This window comes from Paenibacillus sp. J23TS9 (assembly GCF_018403225.1).
In the GTDB taxonomy this organism is placed as follows: domain Bacteria; phylum Bacillota; class Bacilli; order Paenibacillales; family Paenibacillaceae; genus Paenibacillus_AQ.
In genome coordinates, this window is record NZ_BOSG01000001.1 from 2,201,920 (window position 1) to 2,222,675 (window position 20,756).

Genomic DNA, 20,756 nt, shown 5'->3' on the forward strand with positions numbered 1-20,756 from the left:
GCCCCTTTTCCTGAACGGTATGTATGAATTGTCCGCGCATGACTTGGCAGGAGCAGCCAAAATAAAACAGACTCCTACCAGTGTGTGCTTCCTCTTCACTGGTAGGAGTCATCAGCCTTACGGCGGTTATGGCGAACTCCATCGCCTTTATTGCTTGCTTCATATTACTTTTCATATTGTATACGAATGAATTGCTCTCAGTCAACAATTTATCATGTCCAACTTAGACTTTTCAGAAGCTGCTAGCCTGTATCATCCGACGCATAGGCTAGCATATTTTCACGGTATCTTCCCGGAGTCACCCCTTCAATTTTCTTAAAGGCACGGATAAATACGACATCGCTCGTATACCCGACCAGTTGGGCAATTTGGACATTCGTCAGATCCTTATCGCACATATGCTGCTTAGCCAGTTCAATCCTTTTTCTGACGATGTAATCACTGAGATTCATCCCGCTTTGTTTTTTATAAAATGTGGAGACATATTGTGGCGTCATATCAAAACGGTCGGCAATCATACCAAGCCCCATATTCGCGTCCGTGATATGCTCCTCCAAAAACTGTGACATATCCTGCAGAAGCGCAGCACTATGATCCGTCCGATCCGTGACGAGCGATTCCGCCAGCATTTCATACAGCTTTTTCGTTCTATTATGCATGCCTTCTGCCGTCTCATACGAAAATACATCCTTCACCAGATCAAATTCCGGCCCGAGAATGTCATTCTGATCGGTCCCGGTCGCATTAATGATCTTCAGAAAGGTACTTGTAATGTTGAAGAACAGGCATCTTCCGAGTTCAGGCGTGATACTTCCCGATTCAAAATTCATCATATAGATCGTATCCAGCAGCTTGAGCGCATGATCCGTTTCTCCGCTGCGCACAAAATTGATAAGCTGAACCTCGATATCAATCGGATAGTAATAATGCGAGTCGACATTCGTAATATCCTGAAAGTAGATAATGGTACCTCCACCTTTAATAATGCGGTATTCAAGAGCAGCTACTGCTTCAGCGTAGCTCTCTCCGATACTTTTGGCTCCGGTGTGAGGAAGGCCCACAGCTACCGTAATGTCAATTTTAAACCGCACTTCGATCATGTTCTTGAATAACTCGGCCATGTCCTTAATGTCCTGCTCTACATTATCCGATATCTCTGCAGAATAGTTATTCAGTAATGCTATACGATCCCGGTCAAGCTCGACGGCAAATGTCTTATGCGGACTTTGGATCATATCCATACCGATATTGGAAACGATAAACCTGGCAAGCGCCCACTGTTCCTCGCTTTGTTCTTGATTAAATCTGGAGATGCTGTCCAGCTGAACCACAATGACCGAAAAGTAATCGCTTACAAATGAAATATCCATAAACCGCAACGATTGTCCGCCTGCATGTGAAGCATCGACCTCCATTTGTCCCCGGATCAGCCGCGAGAGAAAATTCGAGCGGATGACGGGAGTCTGTTGAGCCAGCAGGCTGCGCAGGTTTTTTTCCTCATGCAATGAACCTTCAATCGACCGCACAATAAATTCATATTCATTTCCGGATAACTTACCGCTCCACTCCTTGCCCCCGAGAATGGTATTTACCGCTTTACGGAGCGGGCTGTAATTCCGGTAAGCTAAAGTGAAAGCAGCAGAAAGGCCCACGGCAAGGCAAAGACCAAACAGCATCAACGTCCATTTTTTAATAAGTATGACCTGCTGCATAAAGACGCTTCTTGGCGTGACCAATACATATTTCCAACCTTCCTTCTTGGAAGGCGTATACGAGACCACCTTTTCGTCGCCGTTCAGGGTATGATTGAACAACCCGCCACTGCCATTAATGCTGGACAATAGGGCGGACGGGAGCGGCTCCCGGTCCGTAGCCATAATGGTCCTTCCATCGCCGTCGACGATGTAAATCGAACTGTCGCTCGCGGATTCGATCTGCGCGAACATTTCCTTGATCTGGCTTTCATCAATCAGGATAACAAAGCTGCCTGTGATATCTTTCCGGTCGCGGCCAGGAAGAGATTGTGTAAACGTGATCACATTCAACGGCGTTTTCTCAATGCTTTGCATCGGGTCATATTCCGCACGACGCAGCAGAGTGGCGGAAGGCAGGTATGCCATCGTATGGAAACTGGTTAATATTTCTTCCCGCCACTGCTCGTAGGACATACCCTGGTAGCTGTAATACATATCATAGAACTTGCGGGAATCCGTCAGAAGACCAGACTTAAGGACCAAATCACTATTGCGGAAGTATACATAGTAATCCTGAATGAAATTAGTGATATTCCCGGGCCTCGACAGAGTATCACGCATAAACTCTATGAATTTATAGCGGTCCGGGCTGTTCTGATCTTCATTCAGCTTTAACAAATATTCGAGCTTAGGATCAAAAATAATCTGCTGGGCCAGTTTATCAACTTCATTCAATTTACTATCCAAAGACAGTTTAAGCTGCTCAAGCATCGCTTGATTGGATCGGTTTGCTCCATTTTCCAGACTCTCTTCCACTTTCGTGTATAGAAATGCACCCATGGAAACAGGAATAAGCAGCAAAACCACATTCGAGATTAACATCGTAATCCATACACTTCTCAAATTACGGAAACCAAGTGATCGAAGCAGCCATTTCACCAAGCATCCCCCCTACCTTATTCATGCATCATACAATATGCGTGAGTATGAACGATTACGTTCATTATAATGTAACCGGGCAGGGCTGGACACTGTTTTATTCTTTGATGGCACCGATTAATACCCCTTTGACAAAATACTTCTGCAGGAACGGATACAAACAAATAATCGGTAGTGTAGAAACGATAATGGTGGCATATTTAATCGTCTCACCTATAGCGTATTTGTCATCGGCCGCAACGCCTGTGGACATGGAGTCCGTCGAGTTCGCGATCAAAATTTCGCGAAGCACAAGCTGAAGGGGATACATCGTGCGGTCGCGCAAGTAGACAAGCGCCGAAAAATAGGAGTTCCAGTGTCCAACGGCATACCACAGAATCATTACCGCAATTACCGGCATAGACAAGGGAATGACGATCCGAAACATAATGGTGAACTCCCCTGCCCCGTCGATTTTGGCGGATTCCTCCAGAGATATAGGGACGGCCTGGAATGCGGTTCTCATAATAATCAGATTAAAGGTCGAGATGGCACCAGGAATAAGCAGCGCCCATGGCGTGTTCATCATTCCCAGCTTGTTGATCAGAATATAGGACGGAATCAATCCCCCGCTGAATACCATGGTCAGGACGATACCAAACATCAGAATATTTTTGAAATACAGATTACGCCGGGAAAGTACATATGCTCCGAGAGCCGTCATAAGCAGGTTGATTGCCGTTCCCGCGGCAACATAGAAGAGCGTGTTCCTGTAACCGCTCGTGATCATCGGATTTTTGAAAACCGCTTTGTAAGCATCTAAATTAAACCCGAGCGGTTTCAGCAGCATACCCCTATGCTGAATGAAGCTTGCTGCGTCACTTAAGGAGGCGAACAGCACATATAAAAAGGGATATAACGTAATGAAGCAAAGAAGCAGCATGAGCAGTGTGTTGATGACGCTGAATGCTTTTTCACCTGTCGTTTGCGCGCCCATGATTGTTCCCCCTTACCACAGTTTATTTTCAGAAACACGTTTGCTGATTGCATTGGCAGAGACGATTAGTATGAGACTGATTACCGAATTGAACAGTCCGACTGCCGCTGTAAAGCTGTAGCTTGCTTCGAGTATCCCTTTCCGGTATACATAAGTCGAGATTACATCGGCTGTTTCATAAGTAAGTGGATTGTAAAGCAATAGCACCTTCTCGCTTCCAACGGAGAGCATATTGCCCATATTCAGGATCAGCATAATCACAATCGTAGGCATAATGCCTGGAATGGTTATATGAAAAATCTGTCTCCAGCGGCTTGCTCCGTCGATTTTGGCTGCTTCATACAGTGTGGGATCAATATTCGCAATGGATGCCAAATAGATGATGGACCCCCATCCGATGCCCTGCCAGATACCGGAGGAAACAAAGATAAAGCGGAACCAGCCTGATTCCTTCAGAAAATCAATCGGGGCAATTCCGAACATTCCAATCAGTTGGTTGATGAGACCGTCACGGCTTAAAAAATCAAACATCATGCCCGCAACCACAACAATGGAGATGAAATGCGGCAAATAGGAGATCGTCTGAACGAAACGCTTGAACATCATCTTTCGGATTTCATTGAGCAGCAGCGCTAAAATGATCCCAGCCGGAAAACCAAAGATCAGATCATAAACATTAATCAGAACCGTATTCCGGATCAGCCTCCAAAAATAAATGCCATTAAAAAAGCTGTCAAAATGCTTAAAACCAACCCAATGGCTTCCCCAAATTCCTTCTGCCGGTGAATAATCCTTAAACGCGATTAACAGCCCGTACATTGGACCATAATGAAAAATAAGATAATAGGCAATGACGGGCAGCGCCATCAGGTAAATGATCCAGTTGAGACGGAGGTCCTTCCGGATCGTCTGTCCGGTGGAAAGATCCATATTGCTTTTCTCCGGACGCTTGTTCATAAGTTTCTTATTTGATACCTGCCACATTTGTCTCCCTGCCCTTCGAGTAAGAATCTTCCCGGGAAAAGCCGGGAGATGACCTTGTCATCTCCTACAGCCCAAGTCCCTTTTTAAGTGAGCATTAACGCTTATTAAACCGATCCAGAGCCGCCTGCTGAATTTTAATGGCATCTTGAATACCCATAGCCTCGATTTTCTTGACATATTTATCGAAGTTATCCAGCGGCTCAGCGCCCATAATAAATTTCAGGAACATTTCGTCCTTGTACGTGTTAATGTCCGTCATAATGGAAGCATACTGCGAGCTTTCGTCTTTCGTCGGTGTCACAAGCGGCATTTTGCGTTCCCCGGTTGGCTGAGACCAGACCGAAAGCGCATCCTTCTGGTTTGGCAGCGCCAAATACTGCATTTGGAAATCGTCAGAAAGGACAAATGGCGCACTCCATGTGGAACGGTTATGCTTCGCAAACGACTGCTGAAGGCTTACCCCACTCGGCGGGTTAAGCACTTCCGGCAGGAAGACGGGCTTTCCATTTTCCATGGTGTAGGCTTCGCCCTCTTTACCATAGTTGAACAGCAAATCCCCCTTGTCCCCGTATGCGTAATCGAGCCATTTGACCGTTTCGACCGGGTTCGGATTACTCGCCGAGATGGCTGCTCCTATTCCGTTTGTCGCAAAATCCTTTTGACCCCAAATCGCCTTGTCACCTTTGTTCAGTACCGGATATGGAGCGGCAACGAGATTGAAGTTCGGGTCCTTGTCCTTCATCAAATTGGCATATTTACCGATACCGCCGCCATTATATGTCGGAGCTGCACCGAGCTGGTTGCCCGTCATTTTGGCGTCGAATAATTTATCGTTCGGAGCAGCGAAGTCCTTATCGAGCAGGCCTTCCTTATACCATTTGTTCATCGTGGTCAGAAATTCTTTATACTCTGGCTGAATCGGACCATATTTCACACTGTTATCGATCTGGTAGAACCCATAGTTGATACCCCAGGCACCCAGGAAAGGAGCGTCGATACCCATATCATCCTTGGTGATGTAGAGAGGGATTTCATCAGCTTTGCCGTTTCCGTTGGGATCTTTCTCTTTAAACGCCTTCAGCACTTGATACCACTCATCAATCGTCGTTGGCATTTCAAGTCCGAGTTTATCCAGCCAGTCTTTGCGGATGGAAGGACCGTAGAACACCCGGACCTTATCACCGCCGCGGAAGAATGGGAACATATATAAACTTCCGTCATCCGTGGTCACCTGCTTTTTCCAATCCGGATGCTCATCCAGCAGCTTCTTCAAGTTCGGCGCATATTGATCGATAAGATCATTCAATTTAATAATTTTGTTATCCTGGATCGCTTTCTCCGGTCCTCCAGGGTAACCGATCCATCCCGTCTCTATTACATCCGGCAGCTTCTCGGAGACCATCATGAGATTGAACTGCTCCGACGCTTGAGCCGCGTCTGTCGGCGGGTGCTGGAAATCGACCTTTACTCCGGTAACGTTCTCAAGTTCTTTATACATGCCCATTTCTGCATATGTTTTCATTTGTGCTGCAGCTGCAGGGTGCATGCTCACCCAATATGTAAGATGATTCAGCTTTGGAGCCTCGGCAGTCTTGCCTTCTGAAGAAGCCTCTCCCTTTGCCTGATCCTTACCTGAACCGCTGCCACATGCGGCGAGAGATAAAGCCAAGGCGGTTACCAAGAGCATTTGACCCAACTTTTTAACTTTTCTTTCCATGAAAGCGCCTCCCTTTTATTCATATCGAATGTTCCGGACTTTCGTTTCACCGATCAGCCGGTATGCAAAGTATAGAGAATAGTCACAGCCGTTAGGAACTGGAACATTTTCACAAGACCTGTATTTTCGTAAGATTACGGACTGACGATTCTAATGTTCACTTGCAATTTTAAATATTGTTGGATCTCTCAATCGTAGAAAACACCTGTAACGGCGGGCTTTTCACATATTTCCGATGCCTTTTAAGCACTCGGATCTTCATCGACACGAACAAGCCTTACCGCCCGGAGCTTCACTGGGTCGGCATGCCATATTTCCGTAAACCGGGGAGACGGATCCTTGAGTTTAGACGAGATGAGTGTTAAAGAATAAGTCCCTGGTGCGTCCCAACGTACCTTACCTAAGCTGGACAATACAGCGGTGTACGGATGCTGGCATGAAGGAGAATCCTGATCTGCCGCATCCTCTCTTGGATCAATGGCTTTGCATTGTCCTGCAGTTTCCAAGAGCACGGGTTCTGGATACAAATCTGCCCAAACCTGGTCTTGTCGTTTATAACTGACCAGAAAGACCTCATAAGTTCCTGGATCAACAAGTTTAAAGGTCCATTCCGCACTCCGGAGTGCGGGAATTCCCGCCTCTTCATCAGCAGCACGGACAAGACTATTTTGAGCAAGCGGCACATCCAGCTGAAATGAACGATAAGGCAGCTGGATGAGTGAACGGTCAAAGTCATTCTCGCCTTCCAGCTCTAGCACGATCACGGACACATAAGTGTCTGTTGGCTGTGGGGGCATTTGTAGGCTCAATGTATGCAGATTCATCCCCTCATCATAGGTATGCTCAAATCCAAGCTCTTCTTTGTTCGGATCAGCCAAGCTATAGGCACAGAGCACATGATTTCGTATTCCGTTGATCCGAAGCCCATTCTCTGGCCATTTGTTATTGTGAATATGCAGATACAACCGTCCAGGCCGGGTCGTAATCCCTCCCCACTGCAGCTCACTTGGAAATGGGCTTCCGTCCGTTCCATAGATGGCTTCCGCATTCCGGTGAGTCCATTCGCCAACCTCACGCAACCGTTGCGCCGATAACTCAGGTATCTCGCCTTCCGGAGTCGGTCCCACATTAAGCAGCAGGTTGCCACCTTTTCCAACCACATTCACAAGCTTATGAATCAATGACTCAGCCGTTTTCCACACTTGATCCCGGGTCGTGTAACCCCAAGACTGATTGAGCGTCATCGGTGTTTCCCAAGGCCTCCTGTCCTCTCCACTCATGCCAATTTCATTGTCGCCTTTGGACACATAATCGCCCATACCCATAAAATGGGAAACCCTTGAATTCATTAAGCATTCCGGTTGGAGACTGCGCACATACTGAACAATGTCCTTACTGTCCTCCTCAGACAAGCCTCCCGCCGTATCAAACCATAATAGCCCGATCTTCCCGTATTCGGTCAGCAACTCCCTGAGCTGGGGCTTTACTTTGCCTTCCCAGTATTCAGAAAACCGCTTCTCTTCCTGCTTGTAATCCCAGGTGTTGTTATGCTCTTTATGAAGCGAATGCGGATGATGCCAATCAATGACATGAGAATAGTAGAAACAGAGTGTGATCCCTGCTTCCTGGCATGCCTCCGCCAGTTCTTTCATCGGGTCACGGCCAAACGGTGAAGCATCCATAATGTTGAAGGGATCTGCCTCAGATTGAAACATGGCGAAGCCGTCATGATGTTTTGCAGTGATGACGATATATCGCATTCCCGCCTCCTTCGCCAGCGTTACCCAGGCTTTTGCGTTAAAGGCTGTTGGATTAAACTGCGCCGCCAGCTTCTCATATTCATGTACCGGCAGCTTCTGTGCATACATAAACCACTCGCCTTGAGCGGGAATCGCATATAATCCCCAGTGGATGAACATACCGAACCTTGATTGGGTCCACCATTCTGTTTTCTGATCCCGATCTGCCATCTTCACAAGATTTAGTCCATCCTTGCGTTTACCTTGTTCATCCATATGTTCCGCCCCCTCTTTACCAATAAGGCTTCCAGTCTCTAGTTACACGTATAAGTGCTTCATACATGTAATAGTCACCCCAGATGCAGCATTCGTCCACACCGTTGTTTCCTGGTTTACTGTATACCGCATGTAGTAAAATTCCGTTTGATTCCGGCACTTCCTGCGTCATGTAATGATCAATCAGAGATTCCAGAATCAGCAAAGCCGCATTTTCATATTTGCGTTTAAGCGGGTCCGTCATCGGAAGATGAGCAGACGTTTCCAGCAGACCACATACGGCGATGGCAGCAGCCGAGCTGTCCCTTTCTTCCTTGCCTTCTGTAAATATCAGATCCCAGTAGCAAACATAGTCCTCCGGAAGCCTGTTCAGAAAATAGTTTGATATTTTTTTTGTTAGATCGATCAACTGAGTATCGCCTGTATAGCGGTAAGAAAGCGGAAATCCGTATATCCCCCATGCCTGACCGCGAGACCAGCATGAATCATCCGCATGCCCTTGAGCTGTCGAGCCATATTTAGGTGCCCCCGTCTCGGTATCCATATAAAAGGTATGGAAACTAGAGGCGTCCTCGCGAATGAGATGCTCAGCAGACATCAGGACATGGGATGCCGCAGCTTCATAATATTTACTGTCACCTGACACTTCACTTGCCCAATATAGCAGCGGTAAATTCATCAAACAGTCGATAATCATCCTGCCCTGCTGCTTCGGATCGCTCAGATTTCCCCAAGCCTGGATGATCCCGGCTTTCTCCAGATAACGGATATATAATAGGTCGGCGGCTTCCAAAGCGAGCCGTTTGGCCTCTTCATTCCCTGTCAGCTTGTACGCCGACACGCAGGAAAGCGTATACAAAAATCCGAGATCATGGGTGTCTGTGTAACGGCGTTCCTCGATCCGCTGTCTGTAACTGCCAAGCTGCCTTTCTGCCGCATGCCGGTATTTCTCAGCACCTGTTGTCTCATACGCGAGCCATAGCATTCCTGTCCAGAATGCCGGTGTCCATTCGGTATTGCCCACCTGCCGGTATATGTTACCCGTACTGGCTTCTGAAGGAAAAGTGTCCGCGAACGTTTCAAGATTCCGGTCCACTTGTCCCAAAATAAATGTGATCGCATCTTGGCATCGCTCTCTTGTGAGCCGCGGGGCTTGATCATACCTGTTCGTTTCCTGAGTTTCTTCGTCTCTGACCTGTTTCATGATTGCATTCCTCCCAGCGATTGAAGAATCGTCTTGGGTTGAATTGTAACCAGTATTAGCCCCTTATCACAATCGTTATATTTTCTGATGTACTGCTGTTTTTACTTCATTTAAGCTGAGAAGAAAAAAAGTCTGCCTTGTTTAAACATCGTTCCATTGCAAAAAAGCCCTCGAAATGTTCACCTCCTACTACAAGGGGTTCATTTCAAGGACCAATTTTTAAACTGCCAGTATGCTGCGTTACGAGGAAAAAATTCCCCACCAGATTTTGATTGCGGTGACTGCGATTAGTACGGCTAGGCCGACACGCAAATATTTGACGTTTAAATGACGGCTCACCCGTGTGCCAATCGGTGCGCCCAGCACACTGCCTATAACGGTGAAGAGCGTTGGCAGAAAAGGGATTCCTCCTCCAATAAGTTTACCAGACACGCCGCCAATAGCAGAGATAAATACAATGGCGAGCGAGGAGGCTACCGTAACCCGGGTAGGGATTTGCAGCAATGTCAACATGATCGGAATAAGGATGAAAGAGCCTCCCGCTCCAACGATTCCGGATACGATCCCGACAAGCAGCGCCGCAGTCGAGGCAGCGATTGGATTGAACGTAATGGTGTCCAGCGTCGCTTCATCCCGGCTTCCCCTGTTTGGTATCAGCATCAGAATGACAGCAATAATAGCCAACACGCCATACACGATGTTTATCGTATCACTGGGGAGATATCTTGAGCTGACGCTCCCTCCCAGGCTGCCGATCAGAATGCTGATTCCCATGTTCGTGATCAAGCCCATATGCATTAGCGGCTTTTCTGTTTTACTCTGTTTCCTGAATGCAAGCATACCGGCCAACGAGGAAAAGAAAACCTGGAACATACTAATTGATGAAACCTCTTTGGCTGTAAAACTGCCAGCATGAAACAGTTCAGGAACGTATAGAAGCAGCGGATAATTAATGATGGCTCCGCCAATACCAAGCAGTCCCGAAAAGAAGGAGCCAACCATCCCGATTAGAAACATAATGATAAATCCGGTTACTTCCATATTAGTGCACCACCTCTGCCGATCCATTTTCGTATAAACTTTTTGAAATGCACTATACTAACAGCACAAGAAGCGTTATAATAAACAAAACCAAGTAATTCAATGGGAATAGGATGGTGAATGAGCATGCTGGCCAAAATTAAAAGCCTGTTTCAGGATCGCTGCCCGGATTGTTCCGAACCGCTCGTTGCTGAATCAGATCATCTCCGCTGCATCAAGAGCTGCCCGAATCAACATTATACAGAAGAAACCTACTCCCATCTAAATGTCAGAATTATATATCACAGTTAACTGTTTCGATAAAATTACAAACACTCCGTGATACCGGAGTGTTTGCTTTTTTATGAGCTGTTCTTGAATCAATTTCATAACTCACTAAAACGATAACATTGAAACTATATATAGACCAATAAAACCGTTTGGATCTATATATAGCCTTGATTGAAGCGGCTTAATAAAATTGATTCCTCTTACTTCTTTTTTATCCAAAACGTATAAATACCGTTTTCTTCTTTGCTCTCCAGCAGTTGGTGGCCTGTAGAGTTAGCCCAGCCGGTCAGATCATTTTTTGATCCCTTATCTGTCGACTGAACTTCTAGAATTTGACCCGTTTGCAATTCCTCAATCGCTTTTTTGGTTCTTACGATCGGCATTGGACAGGCAAGCCCCTTGGCATCAAGCACTTTATCTGCGTTCATGAATATCCACCTCTTATCTCTCTTTAAAATTACAATATTATTTATCGTGTACGGCACAGCGGTTAGGTCCCATTTCCATTTCGCGCTGCTGCTCTTCATCCGGATTGATTTTGCCCATGTTCGTCTGACGGATTTCTTGATAAGCATTAGGCTGAGGCGGCAGATTTTCGGTTACTGTTTTTCTGAATTCTGTTTCATCCGCCATATTAAGGCCCGGGTTGTGACTGAACAAAGCTCCCAGCTTCGCCGCAACCTTCCCTTGCTCGTCAAGCTCGGTTACTTTGCCAAAATGAGCAGGCAGTACAACCAGCTGTTCAGGAAGGCTTCCATAGAGCTCATACAAGGAATTCCGGAGATCACTGACCCAATCCTCGGCTTTGCCGGCAAGATCCGGACGGCCGATCGAGGCGATAAACAGTATATCACCTGTCAGCAGGTATTGGTCATCAATCAGAAAAGAAGTGCTGCCGATCGTGTGACCTGGGGTATAAATCGGGTGGATCTTTACTTTGCCATTACCAATTAGAAGGTCGTCATTCTCCACAAGCTGATTATACGGGTAGGTTACTTCATCCGCATCCTTAGGAGGCAGCCAGTAGGAAGCTCCTGCAGCTTGGGATAAATCCCGTCCTCCGGAAATATGGTCAGCATGCAGATGGGTATCCAGTACATGTTTAATCTGTACATTATGCTTTTTTGCAAAATCAATATATGGCTGTATCATACGAGCTGTATCTATAACTACTGCCTCATCTTCAGAAAGCACCATATAGGAAAGACAACCTTTGCCGATTCTGACAAACTGATAGATTTCCCCGCCACTCTGCAGCTCTCCGACTTTGACAGGCTCCAGATGTTCACTCCACAGCTTCATGCCGCCTTCAAGGTAATATATATTTTCACGTCCGGTTTCCGCAATCTGCTCTCCGATGAACTGGGATGAGCCTTCTTTGGCGCAAACGACAAGGAGACGCTTATTGTCAGGAATTCGGTCAAGCGCAGGATCGATACCATCCAGCAGTTCGAAGTAAGGGATGTTGATCACTTCAATATTCTCGCCTTCGATTTTCCAATCATTAAATTCTGTCTCATTACGAACGTCCAGTACAAACAGTTCCTCGTGACCTGCAACGATCTGCGTCAATTCTTGAGGCGTCATTTTGGTAAGTGATGATTGCTTCGTCTCTTCAGACATGGTTTCTCCTCCTCTTTGATGTCAAAACGTATTTAAAACGATAAGGAAATGTTAGCATCCTTGGCGTAATCGATAAAAGTCGCTGCTCCGCCCACTTCAATGCCGTCGATAAAGTCTTCTTCTTTCAGGTTCATCACATCCATGGTCATTTGACAGGCAATGATTTTCACACCCAATTCTTGAGCCATCGATACGAGCTCCGGAATGGAAGGCACATTCGCATTTTTGAAGCCCTCTGCAAAATGTTCAGCACCCGCTGGCATAGGAAGCTGCTGATGAGCTTGCTTGTGTATCAGGTTCAGACCCTCAAATGTAAAGAAGATGCCTACTTCTGCGTCGCTTGCCGCTGCGGCCGTTGCGATGTTGAAAACCTTGTATGCGTCGAACATTCCACCGTTTGCTGCGATAATTGCTACTTTAGTTGCCATTTTATTTTTTCCTCCAATAGGTTAATTTAGTTTAATGGTTTGAATTCATCCCGCTCCACGGATCCTGTCCATTCGGACATACCGGGAACGACGTTTTTAAGGTTTTTGAAGCCTTTCTCCGCCAAAAGATTGGCCGCCAAGTTACTGCGGTTGCCCGTGCGGCACACCATATAAATGACATCCTCCGGATTCAATTCGTCAGCACGCTGTTCCAATTCTCCGAGAGGTATATTCTTTGAACCCTTCAAGCGGCCAAAGGCAAATTCAGCAGGCTCGCGGACATCCAAAATATGAATCTCCTGATCCCCATCCATCAGTCTCTCCAGCTCATCATTGCGAACGGAATGCGGGAAGGTGATTTCTTCCTTGATCTCATCCGGCTCCGATTTGCGAATATAGTGCCGATACACCTTATCTTCCTGCTGCGTACCCAAAAATTGATGGCCTGTAGATTTCGCCCATGCCTGAATATCTGCTACGGAACCTTTATCAGTGGCCTGCAGTTCAAGCACCTGGCCAGCATCCAGTTCATTTATTGCTTTTTTGGTGCGGACAATCGGCATTGGGCACGCCAGCCCTTTTGCATCAACAACGCGGTCAACTTTGATATCCATACCTTCACCTTCTTCAATATTGTATCGAGACAACAATTTGTCTTTGCTTTTTGGGATGAGTATTATCTCGCTTAATCTTTTGTTGTTTGCCCTTGCCAGTTCATCATTCCACCCGTCATGTTATGAAGCTTTTGATGCCCATAAGATGACAGAAATTCGCAAGCTTGGCGGCTGCGGTTGCCACTACGGCAGATCACGACAGTTACTTTGTTCCGGTCGATTTCATCATGACGAACTTCGAGCTGGCTCAGCGGAATCAGCTTAACTTCCTTAATATGTCCCTGCTGGTACTCGGCCAATTCCCGTACATCAATAAACTGCAGGTCCCCGCGCTGACTTTGAATCCATTCTTCTACTTCCTGTGGCGTAATGTCGGACCATGATTGATTCATCTGCGTGTCAAACTCCTTTCTGTTTTTTTGTATACCCCATGGGGTATTAAAAATTTCATAAAAAAAGATGGGACAACCTACTCTCATGTTGAATACCCCAACGGGTATAAATTCTATACTGTTCTCCGCCTTATGTCAAGTTAGGTGATTATTATAAGTTCAATAGTAAGTCGGGATATCATTTTGACCTAACAACTTGAGGATGCAGTTTAAGCCATAAGCTTAAAGATGCGTCCTCTTTTATTTTTCGATATAATGACGTCATACATATTAAACATGAAAGAAGGAATCACTATGGAACCGATCGTCTCTACTCGATGGCTGCTTGCCAGATTATACGAGCCGGAAATTGTTATAGTCGATTGCCGCTTTTTACTCACTGACCCGGAAGCTGGACGTAAAGCCTATACGGAGGATCATATTCCCGGCGCTATCTATTTAGATCTGGAAAAACAATTGTCTGCTCCTGTAAGCACACATGGTGGACGACATCCACTACCTGAGATTTCAAAGTTAACCACAGTTCTTAGTGAGGTTGGCATGAATAGAGATAGTACTGTTGTTGCCTATGACGATCAAGGAGGCATCTATGCTTCCCACTTGTGGTGGATGCTCCGGTATTTGGGTCATGAAAATGTTCATGTCATGGATGAAGGCTATTCTGCGTGGAAAAAAGCCTCCTTCCCGGTCAGTGATCACCAAGCGGTGCGCATTCCAAGTCAATATCAGGCTAATGTGCAGCCTAACATGCTTGTTAGCATGGTAGATGTACAAAATGTGGTTAAAAACGGCGGTCCGCTTTTGATTGATTCACGGGAATCCCGCCGATATGCAGGTCTGGAAGAGCCCATGGATGCCAAAGCCGGACATATCCCTGGTGCAGTCAATAAGTTCTGGAAAGATGTACTGGATGAGCAAGGACGGTGGAAGAACGCGGATGCGCTCAAAGTTCAGTTCTCGGATATAGATCCTGAGCAGGAAGTTATTGTGTACTGTGGCTCCGGCGTAAGCGCGTGCCCGAATGTACTAGCGCTTGGGAAGGCTGGATTTAAGAATGTGAAGTTATATGCTGGCAGCTGGAGCGACTGGATTTCGTACAACGAGAACCCGGTAGCGACGGGGGACGAGTAAGAACCGAGAGGCCGCGTCGAACGCGGCCTTTTTATTTTGATGGTGTAGCGAAACTCATGAAAAGAGAACGGGGGCTAATGGCCTATGGTTGCACTGCCCACCCATGCATGTTTCCACCTTTTTTAGCAACTTATTCCGCAGATTTACGTCTATATGATGAGATGAAATTTAGAAAAAACACAACATTTGCATACATGAAGGGTGGACCATCGATGAAAAAAGTAACTGCACTTTCTATAACTATGGCGCTTTGTGCATCCCTTACAACCGCCTCTTTCGTTTCCGGACCATCTTCGGCAAGCGCGGCACCGGTCAAGGAATGGGTAAAAATCTCCGAACAAACCTCATATTACGGTGAGGTTAAGAACGGGGTCCCTAATGGACGAGGGACAATGCTCTGGGGAGAACATAAACAGTATTCGGGCGATTTTATTGGCGGTAAACGTGAAGGAACGGGGAAATATATGAATGAATATGTCTCCGAAGGAGAAAAACATACAGTAGTCTACACCGGTGCATGGAAACAGGACAACATGAACGGAAAAGGAACGCTTACCCATAAAGTCACCATGGAAGACGGTGCGGTCCGTTCGAATGAAATCCTAATTGGCGCTTTTGCCAATGGAACGCTTCAAACCGGATACGACGTCATTCACGCCTTGGCCGATCCAGATTACAGTTTTACCTACAAAAGTTCGCAGGAAACGCTCGCCATCCTGGGAAGCAATATCAACATGAAAAGCTCGCTAAAAAAAGGCAACTTGTTCAGTGTGGATTATCGCAACGGCTCCACGGTCAAGAGCTGCTCGATTTTCCCCGCTGAAACCAAGGCCAAACAACGCAAAAATGATGCGGATTTGAAATATTTGCAAAGCATCTCAGCCAAACTAAATCCTTATCTTGAGGAGTTCGAAAAGCTATCCAAGCAAGTTCCGCTGAAATAAAAGTACGTACTACGTTGATATTAACTAGTGGAAAAAGCCGAACCTATTATTAAATAAGGCTCGGCTTTTTAGCTTTTGATGATTTTGATATGATCAGTAATCTTCTCTGTCTATGAAAGAAGCCGAATTGAAGCAATAAACGTCCTATTCAAATGGTATAAACCTTCTTCAAAAGCTCAATAACTTCTTCTATGGTGAGACCAAAGGATTTGTAATATGAAGTGTCGCTAACCATTTGCTCCAAGATCATATCGTTGCGTTTTTGAAGCATCTCCTCGGATGAGAGTTCGGCTACAAAACACCCTTTACCTGTTACTGTATTGATCAAACCGCTTCGTTCGAGTTCTTCCCAAGCTTTCTTTACGGTAATGACACTGACACGAAGCTCCAAGGCTGCTTGCCGAATAGGCGGTAAACAATAGCCGCTTTCGAGCTCCCCTTTCAAAATCTGGGCGCTAATTTGTTCGAAAAGCTGCTGATAAATCGGTTTTTCAGATGTGCTCGAGATCGATACGTTCATAAGATTTCTACTTTTAGGAACCGTTTGACCGCAATTCGAATAGCAAACATGGTGAATGCAATGAATATCACGATTCCTGCGATCAGAATGGATATTTGAAGTGTCATATTGTGTGCCCCGGTACCATTGAAAATGTCGGACACAAATGAACTTTGGATTCCAATCCATTGTGCGACTCCGCCAAAAAGCATAGCGCCCGCAATGGATACGGTCGCTGCCCCGCCGAATTTATACGCTGTTTTGTAATACATGGGTATAAAAATCATGTTGAAGATCGCAATCATGACAAAACAAAGTCCCCAGAAACCCATGTACGGTGCAAAGAAATAGTAGGTCAAATGCGGGTATAAGCGAATCGTGATCATGCTATAGATCATGGCAATTAGAAGATGCAATACTTCCAGGATGACAATAACGAAGACCCTTGCCTTAACCATGTCTTTTTTGGTTACGGGCATCATCGAGGTAAATATCAAGTCGTTCTGCGATCTAAATTGCCCAAACATATTGGGTATCGTGATCCAACAGAAATACATAGGGACGAGAAAATAGAGCCAGCCGGGAACAAGCATTAAGGCACCCATTAATAAAGGAAAGACGAAAAACATAGGATTTACGCCTAATTTCAAATCCTTCATCACCAAGTTATACATAGATATTAATATCCTCCTTTTTTGCGAAATAAATCATGATTTCCTCGAGGCTCGGCGTAATCGCTTTAATATCGGAAGCTGAATCAAAATCTTTGGAATGAATCAATCCTGTAAATCCGAATGAATTGATTTTGTAGGAAATCAACTGTTCTTTCACCCGGTTTAGCTGGCTTTCGTTACCACTTAGTAAGCGATAGGATTCCATAAAGTCATTTTTCTCAGAACTGGCGATGATTTGCCCGTTTTCGATAAAGGTAATAAAATCCGCGCATTTTTCCAAGTCGGTTGTAATGTGAGTGGAGAAAAGAATGCTGATTTCGCCATCGACTACGAGCTCTTGAAAAATATCCAACAGATCATCTCTTGCGACCGGATCGAGTCCGCTTGTCGGTTCATCGAGGACGAGAAGCTTCGCGCCATGGGATAAAGCAAGAGCCAAATTATACTTCACTTTCATTCCCGTCGACAATTCGGCTATTTTTTTATCTTCATCCAATTTGAATCTTTTCAGATAATTGTAATAGGTTTCATCATCCCAATTTTTGTTGAACTTCTTAATGACATCGGTCAATGTTTTCAACTTGCTGCGGGTATAGAAATCGATGCCGCCAAATGCGCAACCGATTTCCTGCTTCAATTCGGTTTCATGTTCGGCGGCGTTCTTGCCCAAAATACGTACTTCACCGCTATCGATATGAATCATATTCAAGATCGATTTTATGGTGGTTGTTTTCCCTGCGCCATTGGCACCGATAAAACCCATGATATAACCCTTTTCCAGTTGAAACGATACATCTTTTAACTGGAAATTGGGGTATTTCTTATTTAAATTTCTAATGTCTAATGCCAGCATACCGTACCTCCTCTTTGAATTGTGTATGTTGTGTATGCACAATATATCATCCGGAAATTATGATGTCAATCATTAAAAAGGAAAAATTTCCAAAATTATTACTGTGCCTAAAGTTCATTGGTTATCGTATAGCGGGCATCCCAATCGCTATGAGAGAGGAGTAAGAAAAGAAGAGCCTACACTAAGTGCAGGCTCTTCTTGTTTCGTAAAAATATAAGTTCATAAAGTTTATCCCCGTCTATCTAGTCTCTATGGCTGATCATAGAAACGAGTTCAGTTACGGCAAATATTTTTCCGCTATACTGGTCACGTAACCGTCTTTGGAAGTAATGGTGCACAGGACTCCGGAATCGGGAGACGGCTTGAAATGTTCAATGAAGGCTTGCTTACTTACGATTTTGGTTTGATTCGCCCCCCCGCTCTCCGGGTCAAGCAGGATATACTTCGTTTCAGCCGTATCTTTAAGGGGCTCCGTATCGGTACTTTTGTTGAGAACATAGAATCCTCCAGGCATATCCACGTCCGGATTGATGTTCAGGTTTTTAAATCGTGCGGAATCCTTCAGCGTAAGCCATTCGACTTTATCAAAATCAAAAGAATCATGGTACATGCTAAGGTTCAGAACATATCCCAATAACGTGCTTTCAGGCGTGCCCGCAAAATCCTTGGCCGTAGCGTCATACTCCGCAGCCAACTGATCTTTGGCCACATGTTGACCAAGATCTTTGTTGATATACTGAAGGGCAACCTGTAAAGGATTAAGAAGAGAGGCATTCTCCCCCTGAGCAGCTTGCGTTTGCAGACGGGCATAATAATCCGCTATCGCAATCTCTGTTTGGGGCGTATTGTAATATTCATTCCCATTGGTATCCTTCCATCGCTCCACACACCAAATCCCCGAATCTCCTTGAACAACCGGCTGGGATAATAAAAGCTGGCTTGTTTCTCCCGTGGACAGCGGAAATTTCACCAGGACGAGATTCCCTGGATAGGTCACATGAGGCAGCTGCCCGTTTCCCTCAAGAAACACACGAAGCGCCATTTCCTGTCCGGATTTTGTGGTCATATCATTTTCTCCGCTTCTAATCACGCCCAGATACTGCGGTGATGAATTTTCATAGGAAAATATGAGCATCGGCTTTCCCATGCTTCCTTCCTCGGTGATTAAACCATCGGTCAACCCTTCCGCCAGGATCAACTTGTCTGGATCATCTGGTTTCAAGCGATATTCAAGTGCCCAAATTTCCAAAGGCATTGACAGCAGCTCGTCGAATTCCGCTATTTTTTCAAGCTTTGTAATTTTCCGGTCAACAATCTTCACATTTTTAAAATCCGTTATTCTCTGGTCAACATACTGCTCAGCATAATCATTTACGGTTAAATCCGCTTTTCGCGGATTGCTTAGGAGTCCCACACAAAGGGCTGCTACTGCAGTCACTGCCACGATCACAACCCAAAATGCAGGTTTCTTGTAATGAAGAATATTGATGATTCGCCCTTTCGTGTTGCTCTCTCCAAACGCAAGAGGAGAACCGCCTAAGAAGCGTTTTCCGGTAGACAAGGACAATAAAGAGGTCGAATAGTCCTTTTTTATTTCACTCCCCAATTGTCTAATGACACTTTCGTCACAGGATTTCTCCATATCATCGCTCATGAGGAAGAAAGCCACCCAGACAAACGGATTAAACCAGTGAATGCACAGTAAGGCAAACGCGAACGGTTTGATGATATGATCCAGCCTTTGGATATGAACTTGTTCATGTTTGATGATATAAGCTCTTTCTTGATCATGAAGACCGACCGGCAGATAAATTTTGGGCCTAAGTACGCCGAACACAAAGGGTGTCGTGATACCGATTTTTTCATATATATTCTTAAAAACGGGGGATGCATTCTTTAATCTCCGACGGAGTCGTACCGTGGTAACAATGCTGTATGCGATCAGCAAAGCAATCCCGAACAGCCATAGATATTGGCCTATTTCGAACCATATATTTGTAGGAGTTGAACTGAGTTCAGCAGCAGGTGTAGTAAGGGGAGCAGATGCAGACATCATTGGATTTACCGTTTGCTCTTCCAATCCGCTTATTTCGCTTTGCATTTGAGGGGGTTGCGAGTAGATCCTGTTAAGTGGAACGCTTTGTACCTGAGCAGGGATGAAGCTGAATGCACTCTCGAAAGAAAAAGGACAAACGAGCCGGAACCATACCACGGACCAAAGCGCGTAGGAGTAGATCTTGGGGACTTTTCTGAACAGCATTCGCGACACGATCACAAACAAAATGACATATATCCCCGTTATGCTCATGTTCAACGTATGCACAAACAGCTGAGCCACGGTCTATCCCTCCTTATGCTCGTTGATCAGTCTTAGCACATCTTCGATTTCGCTGTCGCTCAGCTTTCGGGTTTTGGTGAATGCGGCCAAAAACTTTGGCAATGAACCGTTAAATGTGTCCTTCACAAACTGATTGCTTTGTTCGGCAAAGAAATCATCCCTTTTTATGATAGCTACGACAACACCATTTTGGTTATCAAAGATCCCTTTACTCTCAATACGTTTTAGCATGGTGTACGTGGTTGATTTCTTCCAGTTCAACTTTGACTCGCACAACTTCACCAGATCCCTTGACGAGACCGGTTCATTGTCCCAAATTAAATCCGCGAATTTCCCTTCCATTTCCGTCAGTCTGATGTTCCCCATTCTGCACACCCCCAACTGGTCTACAATTCATAGACCGCATCTTCTCTCCATAGT

The 20,756-nt window shown here is 45.5% G+C and carries 19 protein-coding genes and 1 riboswitch; of the genes, 2 read left to right on the forward strand and 17 right to left on the reverse strand.

Features of this window, described 5'->3' with window-relative positions; all coding sequences use genetic code 11:
• Nucleotides 1-95 precede the first annotated feature (95 nt).
• Nucleotides 96-155: riboswitch (Fluoride riboswitch) on the reverse strand.
• Between the two features lie 87 nt (nucleotides 156-242).
• From KJS65_RS10350 to KJS65_RS10405, 12 genes are all read right to left on the reverse strand, one after another.
• Nucleotides 243-2,633 (reverse strand): helix-turn-helix domain-containing protein, encoded by a 2,391-nt coding sequence (locus tag KJS65_RS10350; RefSeq protein WP_213649743.1) that lies wholly within the window; start codon nucleotides 2,631-2,633, stop codon nucleotides 243-245.
• Nucleotides 2,634-2,730: 97 nt separating this feature from the next.
• Nucleotides 2,731-3,609, reverse strand: a complete 879-nt coding sequence (locus tag KJS65_RS10355; protein WP_374706148.1) for a carbohydrate ABC transporter permease — start codon at nucleotides 3,607-3,609, stop codon at nucleotides 2,731-2,733.
• A 12-nt stretch (nucleotides 3,610-3,621) separates the two neighbouring features.
• On the reverse strand, nucleotides 3,622-4,539 hold the full coding sequence (locus KJS65_RS10360) for an ABC transporter permease (protein WP_374706177.1): 918 nt from the start codon (nucleotides 4,537-4,539) through the stop codon (nucleotides 3,622-3,624).
• Nucleotides 4,540-4,687: 148 nt separating this feature from the next.
• Nucleotides 4,688-6,310: a type 2 periplasmic-binding domain-containing protein gene (locus tag KJS65_RS10365; RefSeq protein ID WP_213649744.1), complete on the reverse strand. Its 1,623-nt coding sequence runs from the start codon at nucleotides 6,308-6,310 to the stop codon at nucleotides 4,688-4,690.
• Nucleotides 6,311-6,552: 242 nt separating this feature from the next.
• Nucleotides 6,553-8,325, reverse strand: coding sequence for an alpha-L-fucosidase (locus KJS65_RS10370; protein ID WP_213649745.1), 1,773 nt, complete (start codon nucleotides 8,323-8,325; stop codon nucleotides 6,553-6,555).
• Nucleotides 8,326-8,341: 16 nt separating this feature from the next.
• The gene (locus KJS65_RS10375; RefSeq protein WP_213649746.1) at nucleotides 8,342-9,529 is read right to left on the reverse strand and encodes a glycoside hydrolase family 88 protein; all 1,188 of its coding nucleotides are present in this window, start codon (nucleotides 9,527-9,529) and stop codon (nucleotides 8,342-8,344) included.
• A 240-nt stretch (nucleotides 9,530-9,769) separates the two neighbouring features.
• Complete coding sequence (locus KJS65_RS10380) at nucleotides 9,770-10,570, reverse strand: sulfite exporter TauE/SafE family protein (RefSeq protein ID WP_213649747.1); 801 nt, start codon at nucleotides 10,568-10,570, stop codon at nucleotides 9,770-9,772.
• Between the two features lie 470 nt (nucleotides 10,571-11,040).
• On the reverse strand, nucleotides 11,041-11,268 hold the full coding sequence (locus tag KJS65_RS10385; protein WP_213649748.1) for a sulfurtransferase TusA family protein: 228 nt from the start codon (nucleotides 11,266-11,268) through the stop codon (nucleotides 11,041-11,043).
• Between the two features lie 37 nt (nucleotides 11,269-11,305).
• Nucleotides 11,306-12,463 carry an MBL fold metallo-hydrolase gene (locus tag KJS65_RS10390; RefSeq protein WP_213649749.1) on the reverse strand — a complete coding sequence of 386 codons (1,158 nt, stop codon included), beginning with the start codon at nucleotides 12,461-12,463 and terminating at the stop codon, nucleotides 11,306-11,308.
• Nucleotides 12,464-12,495: 32 nt separating this feature from the next.
• Nucleotides 12,496-12,891, reverse strand: a complete 396-nt coding sequence (locus tag KJS65_RS10395) for a DsrE/DsrF/DrsH-like family protein (RefSeq protein WP_213649750.1) — start codon at nucleotides 12,889-12,891, stop codon at nucleotides 12,496-12,498.
• Nucleotides 12,892-12,917: 26 nt separating this feature from the next.
• Nucleotides 12,918-13,505, reverse strand: a complete 588-nt coding sequence (locus KJS65_RS10400) for a sulfurtransferase TusA family protein (protein WP_213649751.1) — start codon at nucleotides 13,503-13,505, stop codon at nucleotides 12,918-12,920.
• A 71-nt stretch (nucleotides 13,506-13,576) separates the two neighbouring features.
• Entirely contained in the window at nucleotides 13,577-13,897 is a 321-nt protein-coding gene (locus KJS65_RS10405) for a rhodanese-like domain-containing protein (RefSeq protein ID WP_213649752.1), read from the reverse strand.
• 294 nt (nucleotides 13,898-14,191) lie between these two features.
• Between KJS65_RS10405 and KJS65_RS10410 the strand changes: the two genes are divergently transcribed.
• On the forward strand, nucleotides 14,192-15,028 hold the full coding sequence (locus KJS65_RS10410) for a sulfurtransferase (RefSeq protein WP_213649753.1): 837 nt from the start codon (nucleotides 14,192-14,194) through the stop codon (nucleotides 15,026-15,028).
• 212 nt (nucleotides 15,029-15,240) lie between these two features.
• On the forward strand, nucleotides 15,241-15,972 hold the full coding sequence (locus tag KJS65_RS10415) for an MORN repeat-containing protein (RefSeq protein WP_213649754.1): 732 nt from the start codon (nucleotides 15,241-15,243) through the stop codon (nucleotides 15,970-15,972).
• 148 nt (nucleotides 15,973-16,120) lie between these two features.
• Here the strand turns inward: KJS65_RS10415 and KJS65_RS10420 are convergent, their stop codons facing one another.
• The 5 genes from KJS65_RS10420 to KJS65_RS10440 all read right to left on the reverse strand — a co-directional run bounded on the left by KJS65_RS10420 (nucleotide 16,121) and on the right by KJS65_RS10440 (nucleotide 20,702).
• Nucleotides 16,121-16,492 carry a GntR family transcriptional regulator gene (locus tag KJS65_RS10420; RefSeq protein ID WP_213649755.1) on the reverse strand — a complete coding sequence of 124 codons (372 nt, stop codon included), beginning with the start codon at nucleotides 16,490-16,492 and terminating at the stop codon, nucleotides 16,121-16,123.
• A complete protein-coding gene (locus KJS65_RS10425; RefSeq protein ID WP_213649756.1) occupies nucleotides 16,489-17,145 on the reverse strand; it encodes an ABC-2 transporter permease in 657 nt (218 codons plus the stop codon). The genes KJS65_RS10420 and KJS65_RS10425 overlap by 4 nt, the downstream gene beginning before the upstream one ends.
• On the reverse strand, nucleotides 17,138-17,998 hold the full coding sequence (locus tag KJS65_RS10430; protein ID WP_213649757.1) for an ABC transporter ATP-binding protein: 861 nt from the start codon (nucleotides 17,996-17,998) through the stop codon (nucleotides 17,138-17,140). The genes KJS65_RS10425 and KJS65_RS10430 overlap by 8 nt, the downstream gene beginning before the upstream one ends.
• A 277-nt stretch (nucleotides 17,999-18,275) precedes the next feature.
• Nucleotides 18,276-20,336, reverse strand: coding sequence for a M56 family metallopeptidase (locus KJS65_RS10435; protein ID WP_213649758.1), 2,061 nt, complete (start codon nucleotides 20,334-20,336; stop codon nucleotides 18,276-18,278).
• Nucleotides 20,337-20,339: 3 nt separating this feature from the next.
• Nucleotides 20,340-20,702 carry a BlaI/MecI/CopY family transcriptional regulator gene (locus KJS65_RS10440; protein WP_213649759.1) on the reverse strand — a complete coding sequence of 121 codons (363 nt, stop codon included), beginning with the start codon at nucleotides 20,700-20,702 and terminating at the stop codon, nucleotides 20,340-20,342.
• Between the last annotated feature and the right edge of the window lie 54 nt (nucleotides 20,703-20,756).

Bases quoted from the DNA above. Each gene is read 5' to 3' on its own strand.
- KJS65_RS10415 (WP_213649754.1), top strand. From the start codon at position 15,241: ATGAAAAAAGTAACTGCACTTTCTATAACTATGGCGCTTTGTGCATCC.
- KJS65_RS10425 (WP_213649756.1), bottom strand. From the start codon at position 17,145: ATGTATAACTTGGTGATGAAGGATTTGAAATTAGGCGTAAATCCTATG.
- KJS65_RS10430 (WP_213649757.1), bottom strand. From the start codon at position 17,998: ATGCTGGCATTAGACATTAGAAATTTAAATAAGAAATACCCCAATTTC.
- KJS65_RS10420 (WP_213649755.1), bottom strand. From the start codon at position 16,492: ATGAACGTATCGATCTCGAGCACATCTGAAAAACCGATTTATCAGCAG.
- KJS65_RS10395 (WP_213649750.1), bottom strand. From the start codon at position 12,891: ATGGCAACTAAAGTAGCAATTATCGCAGCAAACGGTGGAATGTTCGAC.
- KJS65_RS10405 (WP_213649752.1), bottom strand. From the start codon at position 13,897: ATGAATCAATCATGGTCCGACATTACGCCACAGGAAGTAGAAGAATGG.
- KJS65_RS10365 (WP_213649744.1), bottom strand. From the start codon at position 6,310: ATGGAAAGAAAAGTTAAAAAGTTGGGTCAAATGCTCTTGGTAACCGCC.
- KJS65_RS10440 (WP_213649759.1), bottom strand. From the start codon at position 20,702: ATGGGGAACATCAGACTGACGGAAATGGAAGGGAAATTCGCGGATTTA.
- KJS65_RS10370 (WP_213649745.1), bottom strand. From the start codon at position 8,325: ATGGATGAACAAGGTAAACGCAAGGATGGACTAAATCTTGTGAAGATG.
- KJS65_RS10390 (WP_213649749.1), bottom strand. From the start codon at position 12,463: ATGTCTGAAGAGACGAAGCAATCATCACTTACCAAAATGACGCCTCAA.
- KJS65_RS10410 (WP_213649753.1), top strand. From the start codon at position 14,192: ATGGAACCGATCGTCTCTACTCGATGGCTGCTTGCCAGATTATACGAG.
- KJS65_RS10385 (WP_213649748.1), bottom strand. From the start codon at position 11,268: ATGAACGCAGATAAAGTGCTTGATGCCAAGGGGCTTGCCTGTCCAATG.
- KJS65_RS10360 (WP_374706177.1), bottom strand. From the start codon at position 4,539: ATGGATCTTTCCACCGGACAGACGATCCGGAAGGACCTCCGTCTCAAC.
- KJS65_RS10400 (WP_213649751.1), bottom strand. From the start codon at position 13,505: ATGGATATCAAAGTTGACCGCGTTGTTGATGCAAAAGGGCTGGCGTGC.
- KJS65_RS10380 (WP_213649747.1), bottom strand. From the start codon at position 10,570: ATGGAAGTAACCGGATTTATCATTATGTTTCTAATCGGGATGGTTGGC.
- KJS65_RS10375 (WP_213649746.1), bottom strand. From the start codon at position 9,529: ATGAAACAGGTCAGAGACGAAGAAACTCAGGAAACGAACAGGTATGAT.
- KJS65_RS10355 (WP_374706148.1), bottom strand. From the start codon at position 3,609: ATGGGCGCGCAAACGACAGGTGAAAAAGCATTCAGCGTCATCAACACA.